Source organism: Allofournierella sp. (genome assembly GCF_048388525.1).
Taxonomy (GTDB): Bacteria; Bacillota; Clostridia; order Oscillospirales; family Ruminococcaceae; genus BQOK01.
In genome coordinates this window covers 1-21,912 of record NZ_DBGCTQ010000047.1, presented here as the reverse complement: position 1 = coordinate 21,912, position 21,912 = coordinate 1, and the positions used below count along the sequence as shown (strand labels likewise).

The 21,912-nt window shown below is 60.5% G+C and carries 19 protein-coding genes, 1 tRNA gene and 1 pseudogene; 7 read left to right on the top strand and 14 right to left on the bottom strand.

Annotation, left to right across the window (positions count from 1 at the left end; all coding sequences use genetic code 11):
- Positions 1 to 830, bottom strand: an 830-nt coding sequence (locus tag ACMLHZ_RS05330) for a uracil-xanthine permease family protein (RefSeq protein ID WP_418666746.1), incomplete at its 3' end; no start/stop codon positions are given.
- Between the two features lie 522 nt (positions 831 to 1,352).
- Positions 1,353 to 1,439 (bottom strand) — tRNA-Leu (locus tag ACMLHZ_RS05325).
- 136 nt (positions 1,440 to 1,575) lie between these two features.
- Between ACMLHZ_RS05325 and ACMLHZ_RS05320 the strand changes: the two genes are divergently transcribed.
- The 3 genes from ACMLHZ_RS05320 to ACMLHZ_RS05310 are packed head-to-tail and all read left to right on the top strand — an operon-like array spanning position 1,576 to position 5,190.
- Positions 1,576 to 3,627, top strand: a complete 2,052-nt coding sequence (locus tag ACMLHZ_RS05320; protein WP_418666745.1) for a DUF6311 domain-containing protein — start codon at positions 1,576 to 1,578, stop codon at positions 3,625 to 3,627.
- Positions 3,624 to 4,574 (top strand): RluA family pseudouridine synthase, encoded by a 951-nt coding sequence (locus ACMLHZ_RS05315; RefSeq protein WP_418666744.1) that lies wholly within the window; start codon positions 3,624 to 3,626, stop codon positions 4,572 to 4,574. Before ACMLHZ_RS05320 ends, ACMLHZ_RS05315 begins: the two co-directional genes overlap by 4 nt.
- A gap of 49 nt (positions 4,575 to 4,623) precedes the next feature.
- The gene (locus tag ACMLHZ_RS05310; RefSeq protein WP_418666743.1) at positions 4,624 to 5,190 is read left to right on the top strand and encodes an NUDIX hydrolase; all 567 of its coding nucleotides are present in this window, start codon (positions 4,624 to 4,626) and stop codon (positions 5,188 to 5,190) included.
- A 64-nt stretch (positions 5,191 to 5,254) separates the two neighbouring features.
- On the opposite strand, the gene ACMLHZ_RS05305 is transcribed toward ACMLHZ_RS05310, so the two are convergent.
- The 10 genes from ACMLHZ_RS05305 to ACMLHZ_RS05260 form a co-directional block, all read right to left on the bottom strand.
- The gene (locus ACMLHZ_RS05305) at positions 5,255 to 5,854 is read right to left on the bottom strand and encodes a toprim domain-containing protein (protein WP_418666742.1); all 600 of its coding nucleotides are present in this window, start codon (positions 5,852 to 5,854) and stop codon (positions 5,255 to 5,257) included.
- A complete protein-coding gene (gene holA / locus ACMLHZ_RS05300; protein WP_418666741.1) occupies positions 5,851 to 6,876 on the bottom strand; it encodes a DNA polymerase III subunit delta in 1,026 nt (341 codons plus the stop codon). Before holA ends, ACMLHZ_RS05305 begins: the two co-directional genes overlap by 4 nt.
- A complete protein-coding gene (locus tag ACMLHZ_RS05295) occupies positions 6,863 to 8,869 on the bottom strand; it encodes a ComEC/Rec2 family competence protein (protein WP_418666740.1) in 2,007 nt (668 codons plus the stop codon). The genes holA and ACMLHZ_RS05295 overlap by 14 nt, the downstream gene beginning before the upstream one ends.
- An 87-nt stretch (positions 8,870 to 8,956) precedes the next feature.
- Entirely contained in the window at positions 8,957 to 9,496 is a 540-nt protein-coding gene (locus ACMLHZ_RS05290; protein ID WP_418666739.1) for a phosphoribosyltransferase family protein, read from the bottom strand.
- A gap of 53 nt (positions 9,497 to 9,549) precedes the next feature.
- On the bottom strand, positions 9,550 to 9,891 hold the full coding sequence (locus ACMLHZ_RS05285; RefSeq protein ID WP_418666738.1) for a histidine triad nucleotide-binding protein: 342 nt from the start codon (positions 9,889 to 9,891) through the stop codon (positions 9,550 to 9,552).
- Between the two features lie 70 nt (positions 9,892 to 9,961).
- Positions 9,962 to 12,631: an alanine--tRNA ligase gene (alaS, locus tag ACMLHZ_RS05280; protein WP_418666737.1), complete on the bottom strand. Its 2,670-nt coding sequence runs from the start codon at positions 12,629 to 12,631 to the stop codon at positions 9,962 to 9,964.
- A 333-nt stretch (positions 12,632 to 12,964) separates the two neighbouring features.
- On the bottom strand, positions 12,965 to 14,581 hold the full coding sequence (locus tag ACMLHZ_RS05275) for a peptidoglycan D,D-transpeptidase FtsI family protein (protein ID WP_418666736.1): 1,617 nt from the start codon (positions 14,579 to 14,581) through the stop codon (positions 12,965 to 12,967).
- Positions 14,582 to 14,749: 168 nt separating this feature from the next.
- Complete coding sequence (gene groL / locus ACMLHZ_RS05270; protein WP_418666735.1) at positions 14,750 to 16,375, bottom strand: chaperonin GroEL; 1,626 nt, start codon at positions 16,373 to 16,375, stop codon at positions 14,750 to 14,752.
- A 44-nt stretch (positions 16,376 to 16,419) separates the two neighbouring features.
- Complete coding sequence (locus ACMLHZ_RS05265) at positions 16,420 to 16,707, bottom strand: co-chaperone GroES (RefSeq protein ID WP_177566185.1); 288 nt, start codon at positions 16,705 to 16,707, stop codon at positions 16,420 to 16,422.
- A gap of 209 nt (positions 16,708 to 16,916) precedes the next feature.
- Positions 16,917 to 17,852, bottom strand: coding sequence for a diacylglycerol/lipid kinase family protein (locus ACMLHZ_RS05260; RefSeq protein ID WP_418666734.1), 936 nt, complete (start codon positions 17,850 to 17,852; stop codon positions 16,917 to 16,919).
- Between the two features lie 137 nt (positions 17,853 to 17,989).
- Between ACMLHZ_RS05260 and ACMLHZ_RS05255 the strand changes: the two genes are divergently transcribed.
- Positions 17,990 to 18,706, top strand: coding sequence for a YetF domain-containing protein (locus ACMLHZ_RS05255; RefSeq protein ID WP_418666733.1), 717 nt, complete (start codon positions 17,990 to 17,992; stop codon positions 18,704 to 18,706).
- Positions 18,707 to 18,782: 76 nt separating this feature from the next.
- Here ACMLHZ_RS05255 and ACMLHZ_RS05250 read toward each other — a convergent pair whose 3' ends face one another.
- Positions 18,783 to 19,328 carry an NADH peroxidase gene (locus ACMLHZ_RS05250; protein WP_177566181.1) on the bottom strand — a complete coding sequence of 182 codons (546 nt, stop codon included), beginning with the start codon at positions 19,326 to 19,328 and terminating at the stop codon, positions 18,783 to 18,785.
- A gap of 209 nt (positions 19,329 to 19,537) precedes the next feature.
- Positions 19,538 to 20,101 carry a Gx transporter family protein gene (locus tag ACMLHZ_RS05245; RefSeq protein WP_418666732.1) on the bottom strand — a complete coding sequence of 188 codons (564 nt, stop codon included), beginning with the start codon at positions 20,099 to 20,101 and terminating at the stop codon, positions 19,538 to 19,540.
- Positions 20,102 to 20,236: 135 nt separating this feature from the next.
- On the opposite strand from ACMLHZ_RS05245, the gene ACMLHZ_RS05240 reads away from it, so the two are divergent.
- The 3 genes and pseudogenes from ACMLHZ_RS05240 to ACMLHZ_RS05230 form a co-directional block, all read left to right on the top strand.
- Positions 20,237 to 20,701 carry an FMN-binding protein gene (locus ACMLHZ_RS05240; RefSeq protein WP_418666731.1) on the top strand — a complete coding sequence of 155 codons (465 nt, stop codon included), beginning with the start codon at positions 20,237 to 20,239 and terminating at the stop codon, positions 20,699 to 20,701.
- A gap of 101 nt (positions 20,702 to 20,802) precedes the next feature.
- Positions 20,803 to 21,288, top strand: a complete 486-nt coding sequence (locus tag ACMLHZ_RS05235; RefSeq protein ID WP_418666730.1) for a DUF4358 domain-containing protein — start codon at positions 20,803 to 20,805, stop codon at positions 21,286 to 21,288.
- Positions 21,289 to 21,359: 71 nt separating this feature from the next.
- Positions 21,360 to 21,912, top strand: a pseudogene (locus tag ACMLHZ_RS05230) (MBOAT family protein); the annotation flags it as partial.

Below are 21,912 nucleotides of genomic sequence, written 5' to 3'. Positions count from 1 at the left end.
GCCAGGCCGTCGCCCAGCAGGGTGCGGTTCAGGCCCGGGTCGCGGATGTAGTTTTTGCCGGTGGTGGCGCTGATGGCCGCAACATCGCCGATGTGCTCCATCATGGTTGCCAGTGCGATGGGCATGATGGTAAGAATGGCCGAAATATCAAATTTCGCCAGGGCGGAACCGTGCACGGGAAAGCCCAGCCAGGCGGCCTCGCGGATGGCGGTAAAGTCCACCGCACCGGTCACCAGGGCCACCGCGTAGGACACCAGTACGCCCAGCAGGATGGGCAGGATCTTGATCATGCCCCTGCCCCAGATGTTGCACCCCACCACCACGGCAAGCGCCACAATGGCCAGCAGCCAGTTGGTGGTGCAGTTGTTGATGGCGCTGGGCGCCAGGATCAGCCCGATGGCAATGATGATGGGCCCCGTGACCACCGGCGGGAAGAAGCGCATGATCCTGCGCACGCCGAACACGCTGATCAGCCCGCTCATCAGCAGGTACACCAGGCCCGCAAACACCACGCCGCCGCAGGCATAGGGCAGCATTTCCAGGTTGGGCTTGCCGTCGACCATGGGCGCCACGATGGCAAAGCCGCCCAGGAACGCGAACGACGACCCCAGGAACGCGGGCACCTTGCCTTTGGTGAGCAGGTGGAACAGCAGTGTTCCCAGGCCCGCGCACAGCAGCGTGGTGGACACGCTCAGGCCGGTGAGCAGCGGCACCAGCACCGTGGCGCCAAACATGGCGAAGGTGTGCTGCACGCCCAGGATCAGCATCTTGGGCACGCCCAGCTGGCGGGCGTCGTAAATGCCTTCATTGATTTGCTTGTTCTCGTTCATTTACAAATTCCTCCTCATACTTCACTCTCTATCTTAACGGCCGGCCAAAGCCTGCCCATAAAGAAGACAAAAAAATAAGCATTGCCGTTTTAAAAACGGCAATGCTGAAAGGAAACATCAATAATAAAAACACGGTCAGCGGGAAATGCCAGCGGCATGAACAGTTCAAAACGTTCGGGCTGCATGGTCATGGCGCGCTTCCCCCTTCCGCGATTTTTTCTATCATAGCAAATCGCGCACCGGGTTGCAAGACCAAATTCATGGTTGGTTCAAATTTAAGCGTTTTCCTCAAACAACCCAGAAAAACGACCGGAAAGTTCTGCATTTTGCCCAGCCGGGGGCGCAAAAGTATCACTTATCCCCTGCCGCCGGGCCTGAAAAAGCTCCCCTGCCCCACTCCGGTCTCATTTATAAAGATAAAGAGCCATCCCGAGCAAAAACTCTTGGATGGCTCTTTATCTTTTGCGCTTAACCCAAACCCCCGTGAGCAGCCCCTGCTCTGAGAATTTTTATAAGCGCCAATGGTGCCGCTAACCGGGATCGAACCGGTACAGTGTTGCCACCGAGGGATTTTAAGTCCCTTGCGTCTGCCAATTCCGCCATAGCGGCAAGCTTTATTATAATACAACAGCCGCCCCGCGATGTCAACGCCGGGCAGGCGGTATGCCGCAAACAAAATTGTATTTTATCTGCGCATCCTTTATAATAAGAACAAAAAAGTCAAACCTTTGCCATGGGGGTCAGGATGGAACATTCAAAACGGGAAACTCAAACGCGGTTTTTGCTGGGGGCGCTGCTTGGCCTCGCGGTGTTCCTGCTGCTGTACGGCTTTGGCCCCCTGAACGTCACAAACGACGCTTTTCTGCGCGGCGGCTACGTGGAGCAGGATATCCAGCAGCACTACGCGGGGTGGCTGTTCTACCGCCAGTCGCCCCTGGGGCTGCCGCTCTGTTTTACCCAGCGCATCAACTGGCCCGCGGGCCTGAGCGTCGCTTTTACCGACTCGATCCCCCTGTTTGCCGCCCTGTTCCGGCTGCTCTCGCCGCTTTTGCCCTCCACCTTTCAGTATTTCGGCATTTACACGCTGTTCTGTTTTATGCTTCAGGGTGGGTTCGGCGCGCTGCTTGCCGGGCTTTTTACCCGCAGGACCCTGCCCGCGCTGCTGGGGGCGGTGCCGTTTGTGGCGAGCCCCATCCTGTTGGAGCGGGCGTTCCGCCACACCTCGCTGGCGGCCCACTTTTTGATCCTGGGTGCGCTGTACTACTACCTGCTGGGCCGCAGGCAAAACCGTTTTGCCTACAAGGGCCTGTTTGCCCTGAATTGCCTTGCTTTTGCCCTGCACCCCTATTTTGTACCCATGACCTACGCCCTCACCTTTGCGCTGCTGGCGGAGCATGCGGTGTGCAGCCGGAGCCTGGCAAAGCCCCTGTTGTACCTGGCCGGTAACCTGACCGCCACGCTGGCCGTGGGCTGGCTGTTCGGCCTGTTCCAGGGCGGCAGCAGCTCGGGCGGAAGCGGCATCAGCTACGGGCATTTCTGCATGAATTTAAACGCGCTGTGGAACCCCTCCAGCCTGGGCCTTCGCTGGAGCCTGCTGCTGCCGGTGCAGAATCAGGTCCTGGGCAACTACGACGGTTTTAACTATCTGGGGCTCGGCGTGCTGCTGGGCTGCCTCGGCGTGGGGCTGTGGGCCCTCGTCCGCCGCAAAACAGTCCATCCCTTCCTGTGGTGCAGGCGCCATTTCTGCCTGCTGCTGGTCTGCCTGTGCCTCACCGGCTTTGCGGTGAGCAACGTGATTACCGCTAACGGGGCTGTGCTGCTGCGGCTGCCGCTGCCCCAGCTGGTCACAGAGCTTGCCACCACCTTCCGCTCCAGCGGGCGGTTGTTTTGGCCGGTGTACTATCTGCTCATGCTGTTCTGCGTGGCGGGGCTTGCCCGCATGTTTCGTTCGGTAAAGGGGCGCGATCTCAGCGCCGCGGCGCTGGCCGTTTTGTGTGCGGTGCAGCTGCTCGACCTTTCCCCCGCCCTGGCGGCAAAAGCAGTTTCACTGCGGCAATATGAACCTGCCGTGGCCGACACGGTGACCGGCACGACCCCCGCTTTGTGTGAGACCAGCGGCTTTTTTGAAGCGGCGGCGGGGCGTTATTCCCACCTGATCGCTCTCGACCCCTTGAAGCAGACCGGCCTGCGCCTTGCTCTGTACGCCGCAGACGCCGGAATGACCAGCGCCGACACCTCCTTTGCCGCCCGCTACGACGAAGCCGGGGCCACGGCCGCGGCGCAGAAGTACCGCAGCGCCATCCTGCGGGGCGAACTGCCCGCCGGTTGCCTGTTCGTGACCGAGCGCGAGGAAACCTTTCTGGCTTTGGCCGACGCCGCCAGCCAGGCGGGCGCCTGGTGCGGGCTGCTCTCCTTCCGGGATGCCGGCGGCGCACACCCGGCCGTATACGTGATCGCACCGGGGCTGGGCGATTCCTTTTCCAGTCCGCTTGCCACAGCCTACAGTGAGGCATTTCCCTTTCACCTGGCCGACTATTCCGACGATCACTGGTCCGCTGGCGTTTTGAGCCTGAACCTGGAGGCCATTGGCCGCCAGGCGGATGAAAACAAGGTGGTTCTCTTTTACGACACCCCCTTTCTGCGCCGCAAACTGGCGGGCGCAAAAGCCCTGCGGGCGGGCGGTGCAGATTACCCCATCCTGAATGTGAGCGACGCGGACGAGGGCTGGCTGATGGTGACCCTGGATACCCAGGACGCGCGCGCGCTGGCCGGGAAAAGTTTGGAGGCTGTTTCATGAAGCTGATTTTCGTAAGCGCACCGGCCCCTGTACGGCTGGATCAATATCTGCTGCGCCAGTTCCCCGCCCTCAGCCTGGGGCGGCTGAACAAGGCCCTGCGGGAAAACAAGATCAAGCTCAACGGCAAAAAGCTCCCGCTCTCCACCCGGGTGCAGGCCGGGGATGAGATCCGGCTTTTTTTGCCGGACGATCAGCTTGCCGCATCCCCCCTGGCGGACGGCCCGGCCTTTTTGCAGCTCAAATATCCGGCCAGGGTGGTTTATGAGGACCCGTTCCTGCTCCTGGCCGACAAACCCGCCGGCCTGCCGGTGAGCGGTGAACAGGCCGATACGCTGCTGAACCGCGTGCTGCTCTACCTTTTTCAGCGCGGAGAATATCGCCCCGGGCAGGGCTTTGCACCTGCGCTCTGCCACCGGCTGGACACCGGCACCAGCGGGCTTGTGGTGCTGGCAAAAACGCCGGCCGCCGAGGCCCTGCTCACCGGCCTCATACGGGACCGAAAGCTGAAAAAGGAATACCTGTGCGTCACCTTCGGCCGCCCGCAGCCTCCCGAGGCTGCTCTGCGAGGGTACCTTGTAAAGGATGCCGCCAAGGGCAAGGTGACCGTCACCAGCCGCCCCGGCCCTGCCGCGCGCCAAATCGAAACCCGGTACGACACCCTGGCCGTGAGCGGCAGACTGGCCCTTTTGCGGGTCGAGCTCGTAACAGGCCGCACCCACCAGATCCGAGCTCATTTGGCCAGCATCGGCTGCCCCATTCTGGGCGATGGGAAATACGGCAGCAACCCGGCCAACCGGGAGCTGAAGTTCAAATACCAGGCGCTCTGCGCCTGGAAGCTCACCTTCCCCACCCTTGCCGGGCCGGAGCTTGCGGGGGTGAGCGGGCGGTGCTTTCAGCTGGAAAAACCCTGGTACTGCCAGCAGGTATTGAACGGCCAGTTAAAATAGCGGGTTCTTTTCCTGCGGCTTTCACACACCAACATCACGGGAGGCTTTTATGGATCTTGCAGAACAGCTCAGGCTTTACCGCCCTTTTAATGAACAGGAACAGGCGGATCAGGCCCTGATCCTGGGGTGTTTCGGGGGTCCGGAGGACCCTTTTTCCCGCCAAAGCCGCCTGGCGCACATGACCGCCTCGGCCTGGGTCGTAAATCCGGGCCGGACAAAGGTGTTGATGGCGTACCATAACATCTACCGCTCCTGGGCCTGGCTGGGTGGCCATGCCGACGGGGAACGGAACCTTTTGCAGGTCGCCCTGCGGGAGGCGGCGGAGGAGAGCGGGCTGAAAAATGTGCGCCCGGTCTCTCCTGAGATCTATTCCGTGGAAGTTTTGACTGTGGACGGGCATATCAAGCGCGGCGCTTATGTATCCTCGCACCTGCACCTCAACCTCACCTATCTTTTGGAAGCGGATGAAAAGGACGAGCTTTTTGTAAAGCCGGATGAGAACAGCGGCGTGCGGTGGTTCAGCCCGGAGGGCGCCGTGCAGGCTTCCAGCGAGCCCTGGATTCGCGAACATATTTACGCCAAACTGAATGAAAAGCTAAGGTCGTTTCCTGTTTGACCTCAGAGCCGCCCGGCGGGGATCTTTCCCGCGTTTTTTCAGGCAAAGGAGCGCCGGAAAAGCATCATTGCTTTTCCGGCGCTCCTTTGCACAGCTCTTCAATTTCTTCCCAGGTGTGCAGGCTGTTCAGCACCTGGCACAAAGCGCGTTTTGAGAGCCGCGGCGGCAGGCCCAGCCTGCCCAGCAGCGCAAAGCGCGCCTGCTGGCTGCCCGCCGTGCCCGAGAGCCCCCATGCATACAGATCGGCATAGGTGATGGGCCGGCCCGCACGCGGGGCGGCAGGCTCGGCGCCCGCGTCCAGAACAGCCTTTCGCAGGGTGGCGGCAGGCAGACCCTCCACGCCCAGCAGCCCTTCCCTGCCGGGCTGTTCCTTGCGGCTCTCTTTGCCGGGCACAGCGGGCACATAGGCCTGCCGCACATGTTCCTGCCCCACCAGGTTCGCCACATAATTGCGGATGCGAAAGCCTGCGGCGTCCGGGTCTGTGAGCAATATGACCCCCCGCGCACGGCCCAATTCCTTTAAAAGAGCCTGCGTTTCTTTGTCTTTATAAATTCCAAAGCCGTCGGTGGTCAGGATCAGCCCGTCCACCACCCCTGCCAGGGCCGCGGCGTCGTATTTTCCCTCCACCACCAGCACCTGCCGGATGCGCAGCCTCCCGCTCATGGGCGCCCCCCGGCCGCCAGCTGGCACAAAGCGGCCTGCAGCAAAATATCTCCCCCCACCGGCGACCCCTTCAGGCTTTTATCCAGCTCCGCCAGGATCTCCAGGCAGCGGGCCAATTGCGCAGGGGTGTAGCGCGCGGCGGTCTCACTGCTCTTTTTCAGCCGGAAATCGCTGCCTTTGTACCCAAAATCCTTGTGTACCTGGCCGTATGCCTTCTTTTTCTGCTGCCCGGCCTTCACGCGGTACATATCCACATAGCTGCCGATCAGCGCTGCGGTGATCGCAATCGGCTCGTTCTGCAGCCGCAAAAGGGTCTCCAGCTTCTCACAGGCCTTGAAGGGATTGCGGGCGGTGACATGGCGCACCATCTCAAACACATCCGCCTCCAGATCCAGGGTACCCATCTCCGCCACCAGCGCGGGGCTGATCTCGGTATAGCCGCTGGCGGCGGCAAGTTTGTCCACCTCGTTTTCCAAAAGGAACAGGTCCTGCCCGCACCGCTCCAGCAGTGCCGCCGCCGCATTTTCCGGGAGCGCGGTTCCCTGCTTTTCCGCGCGTTCCCGCAAAAGGCGGCGGATCTCCTGCGGGCCGGGGCGGGATATCTCGGCGGCATAGCCCAGCGCCTCGCAGGTCTCGGCCAGCTTTTTCGCCTGTTTGCCCAGTTTGATCTTTCCACGTTCCTCCGGCAGCACGCTGTAGATCACAAATACCGCGTTCTCGGCGCTTTTCAGCGTATCGCACACCTCGTTCATATCCTTATCGGTATAGGCCGAGGGCTGCAGGGCGGGCAGCTCCACCACACGGCGGGTTCCAAAAAAAGAGATGGTCCCCGCGGCCATTACGATCTCTTCCACCGTGGGGGAAGGCCCGTCCAGCCGAGTGGTTTCGCCCCCCTGGTCCACCAGTGCGGCGGCTGTTTTGTCGGCAGCAGAGCGGGCCAAAAACGGGTCGGTGGAATAGAAATAAAACACCGGCGCCCCATTTTGTAGCGCGGCATTCCTTTTTTGTTCACTGTACAGCATAACTGCCCCCCTTGAGCATTACCGACCGGCCGGGGCGGATCCACACCTCCGCCCCTTGTGATGCATAATAGAACTGTGCAGCATATCCTGCATGCCAATCGTAACGTTTGGCGCTCAGCAGTGTGCCGGGCTCAATCGCGCCCGGCGCAGTGCCGCCGCCCACCAAAAAATCCACTTTCAGCGGCTGGGCTGCCAGCGGCTTTCCGGTCACAGCGGCCAGCTTGCAGCCCTCAATATCCAAAATCAGCAAATTGCCGCCTTTCAGGCGGAATACCGTTCCCATTATATCACAAACACGGGCTTCGGCGGCAGTATTTTGCGGCAGCTCCTGCGCGGTCACCGTGCGCTGGGCCGCAAGCGTCAGCTCGCCCGGCCGGCGGCGCAGGTCCACCAGGCAGGCGATCTGGCCGATGCCCTGTTCCTCAAGGTATTCCTGTACCTTCTGCGCATTGGCGCTGCCGCCCTGAAACGCCACCAGCGCACGGCCATCTTCCACCGCCACAACGCAGGGCATGGCGGCGCTGCCCACCAGCGCCACGCGCACGGTCCCGCGCATAAGGCCTGTATAGCAAAGCACGGCCAGCGCCAGCATGCAGGGAAACACAGCGGCCAGCCACCGCATTTTGCGCAGGCGCCGGGCGGCCAGCCAGAGCAGCACGGCCAGTGCCAGAACCAAAAGTGCATAGCCCCGCGGCAGGCGCAGGCGGGCCAGGGGCAGCGCCGCCAGATGCGTGGCCACTGCGTTGAGCAGCCTTACCAGAAGTCCGCCGCCCAGCGAGAATACCCTCGCCGCAAAATCCAGCCCCGGCACAAGCCCGCACAGCCCGGCCAGCAGCCCGCACACGAGGGTCGGCCCCATCAGCGGCAGCGCCAGCAGGCTTGCCAGCACCGATACGCCGCTGGGCGTCAGCCCACCGGCCAATTGCACCGGCAGGGTAAAAAGTGCTGCAAAGACCGGGCACAGCAGCAGCTCGCTGGCTTTTGCCAGGGCTGTTGCCGCTTTCCGCTTTGCATCGCGCGCCCACGCCCGCAGCGGGCGTGCCATTTTGCCCGCCGTCAATACCCCCAATGTGGCCGCAAACGAGAGCTGCAGCCCCAGGTCACACAGCGCATATGGCCCCTGCAGGCTGATCAGCACCGCCGCCACGCCCAGGGAGGTAAAGGAATCGGCAGGCTGCAGCAGCAGCGCGCCAAAATAGAAAATAAGCGCTGCAATGCCGGCCCTTGTGACCGACGGGGTAAACCCGGTAAGCCCCATCATAAAAAGCACCGCGCAGATCGCGCCCAGCGCCTTTAATTTTCGCAGCCGCCCGCCCACAGGGCGGTTGCCCAAAAATGCCCCGCAGAGCAGCGTGAGGTGCAGGCCGGACACGACCAGCAGATGGGATGCGCCCGCCGCGCGGTATGCGCTGCGCAGCTCGCCCGAAACATGTGATCTGTCGCCCACCGTCATGGCGGCCAGCACGCCGCCCTCTTCCCGGGGGAGATACTTCCGCAAACTGGCCGAAAGCGTGCGCCGCACTTCCAGCAGCTTAAAGCGAAGTGCACCGCTTGCACCCCGGCGCTCCAGCGGTCCGCTCTCGCCCTCCAGATACACCCGGTCGGCCAGGTTCCCATAATAGTAGCTGTCTTTTTCCAGCGCGCTCAGCGAAAACGCACCCTCGTAAATTTCGCCCGGCTGCGCTTCGGGAAATGCCGGGCAGATAATGCAAAAGCGGCGCAGCGGCCCCAGGGCTCTGCCCTCTGCGGCAAGCACTTCCAGCCTTGCCCGCACCATGCCGTCGGCATACCCGGGGCTGGTTTCTTCCACCCGCACGGTGAGCCGCGGCGTTTGGCCGGCCAGCTCAAACGCAGGCCGGGCCGCGCCCCACACGCCTGCCCCCTGCACTGCCAGCGCCGCAAGGCAGGCCAGAGGCAGCAACCGGGCATAGCCCCGCTTTTTGCAGGCCAGCGCCGCGGACAAAAGGCAAACAAAAACTGCCGCAAGCGGCACCAAAGCCGCCGGCGGCAGAAATGCAGCAGCCAGCTGGGTAAGAGCGTATGCGCAGCAAACAGCTGCAAGCGGCCGCCTCACTGCGCCTTAGCGGGTAAACAGCGGCAGCTTTTCCAGGTACACGATATCGGTGCGGTCTGCGGCGTCGCCCTCGGCCAGCACTGCGGCGCGGGCCACCACCGTGCCGGTGCTGCGCCCCACCAGGGCTTCCAGCGCGTGCAGCGAACCGCCGGTGCTGATCACATCGTCCACAATCAGCACCCGTTTGCCGTTCATGGCGTCCAGATCCTTGCGGTCAATGACCAGCTTCTGGCGGGCGCTGGTGGTGATGGACTGATCCTCCACCACCACCGGCTCACGCATGTAAAGTTTTTCGCCTTTTCGGGCGGGGATATAAAGCTTCCCGCTCTGGCGGCTCATCTCGTAGGCCAGGGGAATCCCTTTTGCCTCGGCCGTTACCAGAACATCAAATTCGGGGCATTTTTTCAGCAGGGCTTCGGCGCAGGCCACGGTAAGCTCCACATCGCTGAACATAATAAACGCCGCGATCTCCAGGTGTTCGTTGATGGCGCAGATGGGCAGCTCGCGGGTAAGGCCCGCCACATGCAGAGTATATGTGTCGTTCATGGTATTATAGATTCCTTCCCTTCTGATTCAAAACACAGTAAGGCCTATGCCGCTCAGCCCGGGGGCCAGGCAAGGCTGCGCTTTGCAAGCACGTGGAAATGCAGGTGCGGCACGCTTTGGCCGCCGTCGGCCCCCACATTGGTAACTACCCGATACCCGTTTTCACAGCCCAGTTCCCGGCACAGCTGTGCTATGACGGCATAAATATGGGCCAGCAACGCCCCCTCCTGTTCGGTAAGGCAGGCGGCCGACGGAATGTGCTTTTTGGGAATGACCAAAAAGTGCACCGGCGCCTGGGGGTCTATGTCGTAAAAAGCCAGGATCTGCTCGTCCTCGAACAGTTTGTTTGCCGGGATCTGCCCTGCCGCAATTTTACAAAAAAGGCAATCGTCCATGCTTCCCTGCTCCTTTCTTTGCCGCCCCGGGGCCTTGCTCCCCGGGCGCGGCTGTGCTTGAACTTTCGGCTCAGCCCTCCAGGGCCGCTTTCACGATACCGGACACCGCGTTCAGCGCCTCGTCGATCTTGGTTTCATCCTTGAGGCCGGCCATCGCCAGGTCGGGCTTGCCGCCGCCGTTGCCGCCCGCAATGGCGGCGATCTGCTTTGCAAGCACGCCTGCCTTCAGGCCGGCGCCCAGCGCCCCCTTGCCGCAGGCCACCGCCAGGGTCAGCTTGCCCTCGCTGCTGCCCACCAGGGCGCTTACCACATTGGGGGCTTTATCCCGCACCTTTTCGCTCATGCTGCGCAGCGCCTCCGGTGCCGTCCCCGAAAAATAGGCGGTAAGAATTTTGATTCCATTCACGTCCGCCGCACTCTCGAACAGGCCTTCGATCTGGCTGGCCGCCGCCGCGGCCTTAACCTGCTCCAGCTCCCGGGCAAGACTTTTGACCTCGCCTGCCAGTGCTGCGGCGCGCAGGGGCAGGTCTTTGAGATTGTTCACTTTCAGCGCGCCCGCCGCCTGCTGCAGCATTTCGGTGCGCTCGTCCAGCAGGCGAAGCACACCGTAACCGGTGGTGCCTTCGATGCGGCGGATACCCGCCGCAACACTGGACTCGTTCAGGATCTTAAAGCAGCCCAGCTGCGCGGTATTTTTTACATGGGTGCCGCCGCAGAACTCGGTGGACCAGCCGTTTACGTCCACCACCCGCACAACATCGCCGTACTTTTCGCCGAACAGGGCCATCGCCCCCATTTTTTTGGCTTCGGCCAGGGGCATGGTGCGGACCTCCACATCCAGCGCCTCAAAAATTTTTCGGTTCACAATGTGCTCCACCAGCGAAAGCTCTTCCGGCGTCACGGCGCTGAAATGGGTAAAGTCAAACCGGACCCGCTCGTCGTCCTCGTAGGACCCCGCCTGGTGCACGTGGCTCCCCAGCACCTCGCGCAGGGCCTTTTGCAGAAGGTGGGCGCTGGTGTGGTTGCGGGCAATGGCGCCGCGCCGCCCCTTGGAAACGCTGGTGGTCACAGTGTCGCCCGTTTTGGCGGTGCCCTCCAGCAGGGTGCAGGTGTGCACAAAATATCCCTTGGGGGTCTTTTTCACATCGCGCACTTCCAGGCGCGCGCCGTCCGCCGTTACAATCGAACCGGTATCCGCCACCTGGCCGCCGCTCTCGGCGTAGAAGGGGGTACGGTCCAGCACCGCCAGAACGCCCTCTTTGGCCCCCTCGTCCGTAGACACCGCGTCCAGTAGCTCCTCCCCATCCGAGAGCGCAAGGATCACGCCCTTGTCCTCCAGGGTGTCGTACCCGGTAAAGCAGGTGGGCTCTGCGGTCAGTTCGCCGAACAGGTCGGCCGCCCAGCCGGAAATATCGCGGGAAAGCCGGTCTCTGCGGGCCTGCTCCCGCTGCTTTTTCATCTCCGCACGGAAGTTGTCCTCATCCACCAGAATGCCAGCCTCTGCGGCGATCTCCTTGGTGAGGTCCAGCGGGAAGCCAAACGTGTCGTTCAGCTTAAAGGCGTCGATCCCGGAGAGGATGGCCTCGCGCCCGGCCTGCGCGGCGGCGCGCACATTCTCGATCAGGCCGTTCAGAATGTTTATTCCCTGGTCGATGGTCTTGTAGAACCGCTCTTCCTCGGTGCCGATCACTTTTTTAATGTAGTCCGCGTGCTCTTCCAGCTCCGGGTAGCCGGCCTTGTTCTCCTGGATCACGGTCTCCACCAGCTCAGTGAGGAATGGCCGGCCGATGCCAAGCATGCGGCCGTGGCGGGCGGCGCGGCGCAGCAGGCGGCGCAGCACATAGCCCCGCCCCTCGTTGGAGGGCAGGATGCCGTCGCTCACCATAAACGCCGTGGAACGGATGTGATCGGTCACGACCCGGATTGAAATATCGGTCTTTTCGTCCTGCCCGTAGGTCTTTCCGGAAATACGCTCCACATGGTTCAGGATGGCGCGCACGGTGTCCACCTCGAACAGGTTGCCCACGTTCTGCAGCACGCAGGCCAGGCGTTCCAGGCCCATGCCGGTATCGATATTGGGCTTTTCCAGCAGCTCATAATTGCCCTTGCCGTCCGAGTCGAACTGGCTGAACACCAGGTTCCAGACCTCCATATAGCGGTCGCAGTCGCACCCGACCTTGCAGTCCGGCTTGCCGCACCCGTGCTCGGGGCCCCGGTCGAAATAGATCTCGCTGCAGGGGCCGCAGGGGCCGGAGCCGTGCTCCCAGAAGTTGTCCTCCTTGCCGAAGCGCACCATGTGGTCCTCGGGGATGCCGATCTCCTTGGTCCAGATATCCCACGCCTCGTCGTCTTCCAGGTAGACCGAGATGTAGAGCAGTTCGGCGGGGATCGCCAGCACCCCGGTCAAAAACTCCCACGACCAGGCAATGGCCTCTTTTTTGAAATAATCCTGGAAGCTGAAATTGCCCAGCATCTCAAAATAGGTGCCATGGCGCGCGGTGATTCCCACCCGCTCGATATCCGGGGTACGGATGCACTTCTGGCAGGTAGTCACGCGGCGGCAGGGCGGCTCCTCCTGGCCCAGGAACCATTTTTTCATGGGGGCCATGCCGCTGTTGATCAGCAGCAGGCTGTTGTCGTTTTTTGGCACCAGCGGAAAGCTGCCCAGGCGCAGGTGCCCTTTGCTCTCAAAAAAAGAAAGGTATTTTTCCCGCAGTTCGTTCAAACCGGTCCATTCCATATTCTCTCGCTTCTCCTCTACTGTATGTTACGCATTTGCCTGTGGGCGGCGGTCCCCAAAAAAGAATAGCCCTCGCCCCTGGTCAAGGGACGAAGGCCAAAACAGCTTCCGTGGTACCACCCAAATTGCGGCCTCAAGGGCCGCCGCTCTTGCCGCGTTAACGCCGCGGATACGCCCGGTTCCTCGCCGGGGGCTCAGGGGTGGCATACGGCAGCGCCCGGCAGGGACCTTGCACCGAGCGGTCCCCTCTCTGAAAGCCTTTTGCTTGCCATTGGCCCCATCACAGCCATGCTATTGTTTACCTTATGATTATATCGCCCGCAAAACGGCTTGTCAACTGTTTTCAGCCGGCTCCTGAAGCCAGTAAAGCGCATTGCAGACCTTGGCGAACACCGCTGCCGAGCTCACCTCCGGCTCGGTTATCCCATCCTGCAGGATCACAATGGTATAGCGGGGCGCCTCGGCGGGCCAAAAGCCTGCAAACCAATAATTCATCAGCTCCACATCCTCCTGGTTTTTCACCCCGGTCTGGGCTGTGCCGGTCTTGCCGCCCGCGGCGCCGTACTCCGGGGCCGCCTCTTTGCCGATGCCCTCCTCCACCACGCCCGCCAGCATAGAGCGCAGCGCGGCGGCGGTATTTGTGCTGATGGCCCGGCGCACCTGCGGTTCATACAGCGTTTGTTCCACCTGCCGGCCGGCCTCGTCCACCACGCCCTCCAAAAACGCCGGGGTGCGGTACTGCCCGTCCGAGGCGATCACATTCATGGCCGCCGCCATCTGCAGCGGCGTTGCGGTGAGCTGCCCCTGCCCAAAGCTGAAGTTTGCAAGCTGGCCAATATCCTGCACCGTTTCCTCGCTGGGCAGCGTGCCCGCCGCGCTTTTAAGGCCGCCCGCCAAATACGTGGGCTGGCCAAAGCCGAACGCCTCGGCTTCCGAAAGAATGGCCTTCCCCCCCAGCTTCAGCCCCAATTCAATAAAAAAACTGTTGCAGCTTTTCTCCAGGGCGCTTTTCAGGTTCACCAGTCCATGGGCCCGGCTCAGCGCGCAGCGGTAGACCTGGCCGTTCACGTCCACATAGCCCTCGCACTCGATGCTGTACCAGTCCAGCCCTTTTTCCAGCGCGGCTGCCGCAAGCACAGGCTTGAAGACTGAACCCACGTTGAACTGGCAGAACGCCCGGTTGAGCAGCGAGGTATCCTGCGCGCGGATGCTCTTCTCCACCGCTTCCGGGTCAAAGGCCGGCAGGCTCACGCTGGCGCGCACCTTGGCCGTGGCGGTGTCCAGCACCAGGATGCAGCCCTTCTGCATGGTGCTTGCCGCAACACCTTCACAGGCACGCTGCATGGCTCCATCCAGGGTCAGCATGATCCCCTGGCTGTCCTTTTGCTCGGTAATCAGCTGGGGCTGCGTGCCTTCCAGCAGGGTCCCCTGTGCAGTGGTGGCGCACTGCACATAGCTGGCGGGGCGGTCCTGGCTCAGCAGTTCGTCGAACGCCGCTTCCAGCCCGGCCACGCCGTGTCCCTCGCCATCCAGGTATCCGATCAGATGTTCCGCCACCGGCGTGGGAAAATAGCGCCCCGGCACAGTATAGGTGTAAATGCCTTTGTCGGTTAGATCCCGGTCCACCTCGATCAAAAAGGGAGCCAGCGCGTTCCGCTTTTCATACAGCAGGGTCTGGCTGGAATAGGGCACATAGTGAAACAGCTCTGCATAGCTGCTCTCGCCGGGGATCGAGAGCGCAAAATAGCGTGTACCGTAACTGGTCAGGCAGCTCCCCTTACAATCGTACAAATTGCCCCGCTGGGGTTCCAGTGCCAGGGTAGTGACCGTTTGCTCACGGGCCGTTTGGGCATAGGTGGTGTTCTGCGCCAGCAAAAACAGCCGCCCCATCACCACTCCAAACGCCGCCAGAAACGTTCCGAACAACGCCACGATCCTTTTTTGTGTCAATGCTGCACACCCCTTCTGCGCTTTTGAGAAAAGTATTCCCTCCCTGCGCCCGCGGCAAACAAAAAAGAACCGGCGCCCGCTTTAAAAGCGGGCGCCGGTTCTTTTGCAGGTTTTGTCAAACGCCGTTCAAGGGCAGAGCCGCATGTTCTGGACTGTGCTTTAAAACGCTTAGTACATGCCGCCCATGTCAGGCGCGGGGGCCGCCGGGGCCGGCGGTTCCGGCTCGTCGGCCACCAGGCTCTCGGTGGTAAGCACCATGGAAGCTACGCTGGCCGCATTCTCCAGGGCGGAGCGGGTCACCTTGGTGGGATCCACAATGCCGGCCTCGATCATGTCGCAGTAAGCTTCCTTCTGGGCGTCAAAGCCGTAGTTGGGCCTGTCGGCAGCCAGGATCTTGTCGATGATAACGCTGCCTTCCAGACCGGCGTTGGCCGCGATCTGGCGCAGGGGGGATTCCAGGGCCTTCAGCACAATGCGGGCACCGGTGCGCTCGTCGCCTTCCAGTTCGCTGCACACCTTTTCCACGGCGGGCATGGCGTTGATGGTGGCGGTGCCGCCGCCGGCCACAATGCCCTCTTCCACAGCAGCCTTGGTGGCGTTCAGTGCATCCTCCACGCGGAGCTTCTTCTCCTTCATCTCCACTTCGGTGGCCGCGCCAACCTTGATCACAGCCACACCGCCGGAGAGCTTTGCCAGCCGCTCCTGCAGCTTTTCCTTATCGAAATCGCTGGTGGCAACTTCCATCTGGGCGCGGATCTGGGCCACACGGTCCTTGATCGCGTCCTTGTCGCCGGCGCCGTCCACCACGGTGGTGGTCTCTTTGGTCACCTTGACCTGCCGGGCGCGGCCCAGCATCTCCACGGTGGCGTCCTTCAGCTCGTAACCCAGCTCCTCGCTGATGACCTGGCCGCCGGTCAGAATGGCGATATCCTGCAGCATCTCCTTGCGGCGGTCGCCAAAGCCGGGGGCTTTTACGGCCACGCACACAAAGGTGCCGCGCAGGCGGTTCACGATCAGGGTGGACAGGGCTTCGCCCTCCACATCCTCGGCAATGATGACCAGCTTTTTGCCGCTCTGCACAATCTGCTCCAGCAGGGGCAGCAGATCCTGGATCACGCTGATCTTCTTGTCGGTGATCAGAACGTAAGCGTCGTCAATGTCGGCTTCCATCTTCTCGGTGTCGGTGACCATATAGGGGGTGATATAGCCGCGGTCAAACTGCATGCCCTCCACCACTTCGGTGTAGGTCTCGGCGGTCTTGCTCTCCTCGATGGTGATCACACCGTCGTTGCTCACCTTTTCCATCGCCTCAGCAATCAGCTCACCCACGGTGGAATCGCCGGCAGACACGGTGGCCACGCGGGCGATATCCTGCGAGCCATGTACCTTCTGGCTGTTGGCAGCAAACGCCTCCACGGCAGCCTTCACGGCCTTCTGGATGCCGCGCTTCACATCCATGGGGTTGGCGCCGGCGGTCACGTTTTTCATGCCCTCACTCACCAGGGCCTGGGCCAGCACAGTGGCGGTGGTGGTGCCGTCGCCGGCGGCGTCGTTGGTTTTGGTGGCGACCTCGCGTACCAGCTGGGCGCCCATGTTTTCAAAGGCGTCCTTCAGTTCGATCTCCTTCGCAATGGTCACGCCGTCGTTGGTGATCACAGGGCTGCCGAACTTTTTGCCCAGCACCACATTGCGGCCCTTGGGGCCCAGGGTGATCTTGACGGTATCCGCCAGGGTATCAATGCCAGCGCTCAGGGCCTTGCGGGCCTCCGCGCCGTGCAGAATCTGCTTTGCCATAAAAAATCTCTCCTTTTATTTAAAAGTGAATTTTCAGCGGAAATTTATTCCTCCACAACGGCCAGGATGTCGCTCTGGCGCACAATGGTGCACTCCTCGCCGTCCACCTTGACCTCGGTGCCGGAATATTTGCTGGTGAGCACCCGGTCGCCCACCTTCACGATCATGGTCACTTCCTTGCCGTCCACAAGACCTCCCGGCCCCACGGCCAGAACCTCGGCCACCTGGGGCTTTTCCTTTGCAGAGCCGGCCAAAATAATCCCGCTCTTGGTGGTTTCCTCGGCCTCTACGGTCTTGATCACAACGCGATCGGCAAGAGGTTTGATTTTCATGGAAACGTTCCTCCCATCAAATAAATTTATTTTTTGAAGCCATCTGTTTTAGCACTCGAACTTATTGAGTGCTAATGTATATTTTAGTCACTTGTTCTCAAAAAATCAAGGGGGAAAAATAAAAATTTTTTGTGAACGGCAGAAAAGGGCTTTTCCCCTCTGTCCCCAGCGAAAAAAAGAGCGCCGGGGCAACTGCCCCGGCGGCCCTGTTACGCCCGGCGTTCAAACCAACTTTTTGGCAGCACCACCCTGGCAGCGCTGGGCTTCACTTTTGCAGTGAGCGTGTTGCGCGGGGCACATTCGCCGTCCTGCGTTACCACAATGGGCCGGCCGTCCAGCGTTTCCAGCTCCACCTGGCGCACCCGTTTGTATGTAATGATATCCGCCACCTCCGGCGCGACCCGGCCGTTTTGGATATGCGCCCCGCTTTTATAAAGCCCGATCACCCTTGCCATGCGCAGCCGGCTGATCTTTTTTACCAGCACCAGATCCAGCTCACCGTCGTTCATATCCGCCTCGGGGGCCGCCACAAAGCCACCTCCGTAGGCGCATCCGTTGCAGATCGCCAGCATCAAAAAATCATCTTCCAGCACTTCCCCATCCGCAGTTACCCGCAGCTTGTGCCCCATGCGCCCGCACACACACTGGGCAATGGAAAGATTATAGGCCATGGAACCGCCGCACAGCGGCAAACGCCGGAATTTTGGGATCCCATAGGCCACCTGCGCGTCCAGCCCGGCCGAGCAGATGGCGGCGGCAATGCCGTATTGGGTCTCAATCAGGTCAATGGGCACCGCATGCCCCTGCATCAGGTCCGGCAGATCCAAAAAACGCTCCCCGCCGCCGAAATTGCGCACAAAATCATTTCCGCTGCCGCAGGGAACACAGGCCACCTCGGCGGTTTCACTCTCCCTGGCGCCCATCAGGACCTCGTTCAGGGTTCCGTCGCCCCCGCAGGCGTACAGCCGCACCGGGCCGCCTTGGGCCGCCTGCCGTGCAAGCTGCACGGCGTGCCCGGGGTATTCCGTAAGCTGCACTTCATACTCCGCCTCCAGCCCCTTGGCCGCAGTGATGATCCGGGGCACCAGCGTACCACTGGCGTCCGCTTTGCCCGAAACCGGGTTCACAATAAAAATATGCCGCATGCCTGCGCCTCCTCGCATTTTATCGGGAGCTTCTGCCTTTATTGTAGCCGATTGCGCCCCATAGCACAAGAAGCATATTTTGCGGCGCGCCGCACATCCTAAACCATATCAAACAAACCTTTCAAGGAGGCCCCGCCGTGGACATTTTTACAGATATTCTGCGCATTATTCTCACCAGCCTTGTGTCGATTGCCGTGCTGTTCTGCCTTTGCAAGCTCATCGGCCAGCGCCAGATCAGCCAGATGAGCATGTTCGACTACATCAACAGCATCACCGTCGGTTCCATTGCCGCCGAGTTTGCCACCGAACTGGAAAATTGGTGGGAACCGCTCACCGCCACCATTGTATACGGCCTTGTGACCGTGCTCATCAATGTAATTACCTGCAAGTCCATTCCGCTTCGCAAATTTTTCAGCGGCAAGCCGCTGGTGCTGTTTGAAGAGGGTAAGATCTATAAGGCAAACCTCATGAAAGCCAAAATGGACGTGAACGAATTCTTGACCCAATGCCGGGTCGCAGGCTATTTTGACCTGAGCCAGCTGGAGGCGGCCGTGCTGGAAACAAACGGCCAGATCAGCTTTATGCCGCTCGCCGCCGAGCGGCCTGTGACCCCGCAGGATCTGCAGCTGGAACCGGCGCCCGAAACCCTTGCCATCAACCTGATCCTGGACGGCCAGGTTCTGGAGCAAAACCTGAAATACAGCGGGCGGGATATGCAGTGGCTGGAAAAACAGCTGCACAGCCAGGACATCGGCCAGATCAGCGATGTGTTCCTCGCAACATGTGACAAGCAAGGAAACTTTACAGCTTATCGCAAGCTGGACACGCCGGTCCAACACGAAATTTTTGAATAAAAAGCGGCCGCTGCAAAGCAATGAAGCACGCCCCCGAAGAATTCTTCAGGGGCGTGCTTTCATTTTGATGTATTTTTTACTTGTTGCCGAAGTAGCGCTCGAGCAGGCCCTGCATGCCGCGGCCGTGACGGGCCTCATCCTTGGCCATTTCGTGCACGGTGTCGTGGATGGCGTCCAGACCCAGCTCTTTGGCGCGTTTGGCAATGTCCATCTTGCCGCTGCAGGCGCCGCACTCGGCGTCCACACGCATGCGCAGGTTCTTCTCGGTGCTGTCGGTCAGCACCTCGCCCAGCAGTTCGGCAAACTTGGCGGCGTGCTCGGCCTCTTCAAACGCATAGCGCTTCCAGGCCTCGGCAATCTCGGGGTAGCCCTCGCGGTCAGCCACACGGCTCATGGCCAGATACATGCCCACCTCGCTGCACTCGCCGTTGAAGTTCATGCGCAAACCCTCGATAATGTCCTCAGGCACACCGGACTGGGCAATGCCCACCACATGCTCGGTCACATAGCTGTTCTCGGTCTTTTCCACGAACTTATCCTTGGGAGCCTTGCAGACAGGGCAGAAATCGGGGGCAGCGCCCTCGGCGATGTAACCACAAACGGTGCAAACAAACTTAGCCATAATTCGTATCCTCCAAAATTTTGTTTATTGTTATTGGGAACCGTCCGCTTAATAGGAACGTTTCCTTGTTATGCTCAAAGTATACCACCAAGGTATTATTTCGTCAACACCTTTTTGGAAAATTTTTTAGTTTTTTCTTCGGTGCCTTTGTGCCCCGCTTGAAGCGCCCGGGCCGGCCTGTAAGGGGGGCGGCCCAAAACAGCCTTCAGCTATTTTTTCGTATTGAACCCCATGCGACCCAATGCGGGTAAAATTGCAGCCAGGCTTGCGCTGGTGACCCACCCCATGCCCAAGCCCGAAACGATCAGCACCGGCGCATAGGTAAGCGCCAGCCGGCTTCCCAGCACAAAGCTGGCCGCAATCATCTGCCCCACATTGTGAGCCAGCGAGCCGCACACCGAAAGGATAAAATAGGTGGGCCGCTTTGGCAGCTTATACAGCAGCCACATCACCAGCAGCGAGAGCAGGCCGCCGCACAGGCTCAAAAGCCCGGCCACCGCCCCTCGGGTAAGCAGAACGAACAGGGCTTTCAGTACCGCCAGGCTCAGCGCCTGAGGAAAGCCCATAAAAAACAGCGCGTACATTACAACGATATTTGCCAGGCCGATTTTCACCCCCGGCATAAGCCCCAGAAGCGGAGCGATGGCCGATTCCATAAACGACAGCGCCATGGCCAGGGCAAACAGTAGGCCGGAAAGCGCCACCTGGCGGGTCTTGCTTGGTTTCAAAACCGATTCCTCTCTTTCTTCTCCCCAATCAGAATGCGCTTTCATCTTACGTCCCCCACCCCCTTTCTGTCAAGAAAAAGCCGGAGATTTGGTTTTTTCCCGGCCCCGGCCTTGCAGGCCAAAGCTTTATCTTTTATAATGAAAGTATAAAATAAAACCGAATCGAAAAGGAGGCGCCTCATGAAGCGCCATGCAAAATTGGCGGTCTGCCTGCTGCTGGCCATCGGCCTTGCGGGCTGCGGCCTGAAGGACGGCACTTACACCGCGCGGCTTGCGGATTTCGACAGCCTGGGCTATCAGGATTATCTCACCGTCACTGTGGCCGACGGGGCCATTCAGAGCGCTGAATTTGATGCGCTGGGCGTTGCCGGGCAAAAAAAGAGCGAGGACGAACACTACGCCCGGCTCATGCAGCCTGTGACCGGCGCCACGCCGCAGCTGGTGAGCCGGCATTACGCAGAACTGCTGCTGGGGGCCAAAAGCCCAGGCAAGGTGCAGGTGGACGCCCTAAGCGGCGCCACGGTTTCCAGCCGGGTGTTTAAAGCGCTGTGGCAGGCGCTGGACAAGCCCATGAAAAAGGGCCTGAGCGAGCCGGTCACAGTGCCGAACCCGCCCGAGCTTCCTCCGGCCTCCGGCAGTGAATAAAGTGTAAAATTTCGTGAACACTGAATGTAAGCCTTGCAATGCGCCTTTGGATACGATAGAATTGAAGCATAATTTTCCAGAAGAAAGAGAGAGACCGACCCATGAAAAAGTTTCTTGCCCTTGCGCTTTCCGTCGCCCTGGCCGCCTTGGCCCTGGCGGGCTGCGGCAACTCCGGCAGCGAAAATAAAACCTATAATCTGGGCGACGTGGTGGCCGCGGTGGAAAAGGCGAACCCTGTTTCCAACCCCCGCGACGTCAACGACAACGATCTGACCCTCACCATGCTGCTCACCAAGGATAATATCCTGGAATATGCCGGTAAAATGAGCAACGACCAAGGCAACAGTGCCCTGATCCTGGTGATCAAGGCGGCCGAAGGCAAAGCAGGCGAAGTAAAAACAGAGCTTGCCGCCTACAAAACCAGCATTTCCAGCGGCGGCATGTACGCCGAGTTTGCCGCCATGGAGGAGATGGCCAAGGATGCCCGCATCGTGGAAAAAGGCGACTATGTGGTAATGGTGGTCGCCAACACCCAGGGTGCCGATTACGCCGAGATCGACAAAGCCATCGACGAGGCGCTGAGCTGATCGTTTTGGTTTAAAAACAAGGTCGGTACCGGGGGTTCGGTACCGGCCTTTTGTGTGAAGGAGTGAATCGCTTGGTCTTCAGTACCATCCTGTTCCTGTTCCGTTTTCTGCCCATCACCCTGGCGCTGTATTATCTCGCGCCCGCCAAGCTGAAAAACCTGGCGCTGTTTGTGTGCAGCCTGGTGTTCTATTCCTGGGGCGAGGTGAAATTCTTCCCGGTGATGGTTGTGCTCATCCTGATCAACTATTTCTCCGGCCTTGCAATGGAAAAGTTCGATCAAACCCCCAAAATGCGGCGGCTGTTTTTGATTGTTTCCATCGTGGGCAGCCTTTCCATGCTGGTGTTCTTCAAATACACGAACTTCCTGATCGGAACGGTGAACAGCCTGTTTGGCCTCTCCATCGGCCTGATCGAGGCCGCCACGGTGCTGCCGCTGGGCATCAGCTTTTATACCTTCCAGACCATGAGCTACTCCATCGACGTATACCGGCGCGATGTGAACGCCGAGCACAACATCATCGATTTCGGCGCCTATGTGGTCATGTTCCCCCAGCTGATCGCCGGCCCTATTGTAAAATACCGCGACGTGGCCGCCCAGTTGCATGTTTACGAGCACCGCTACC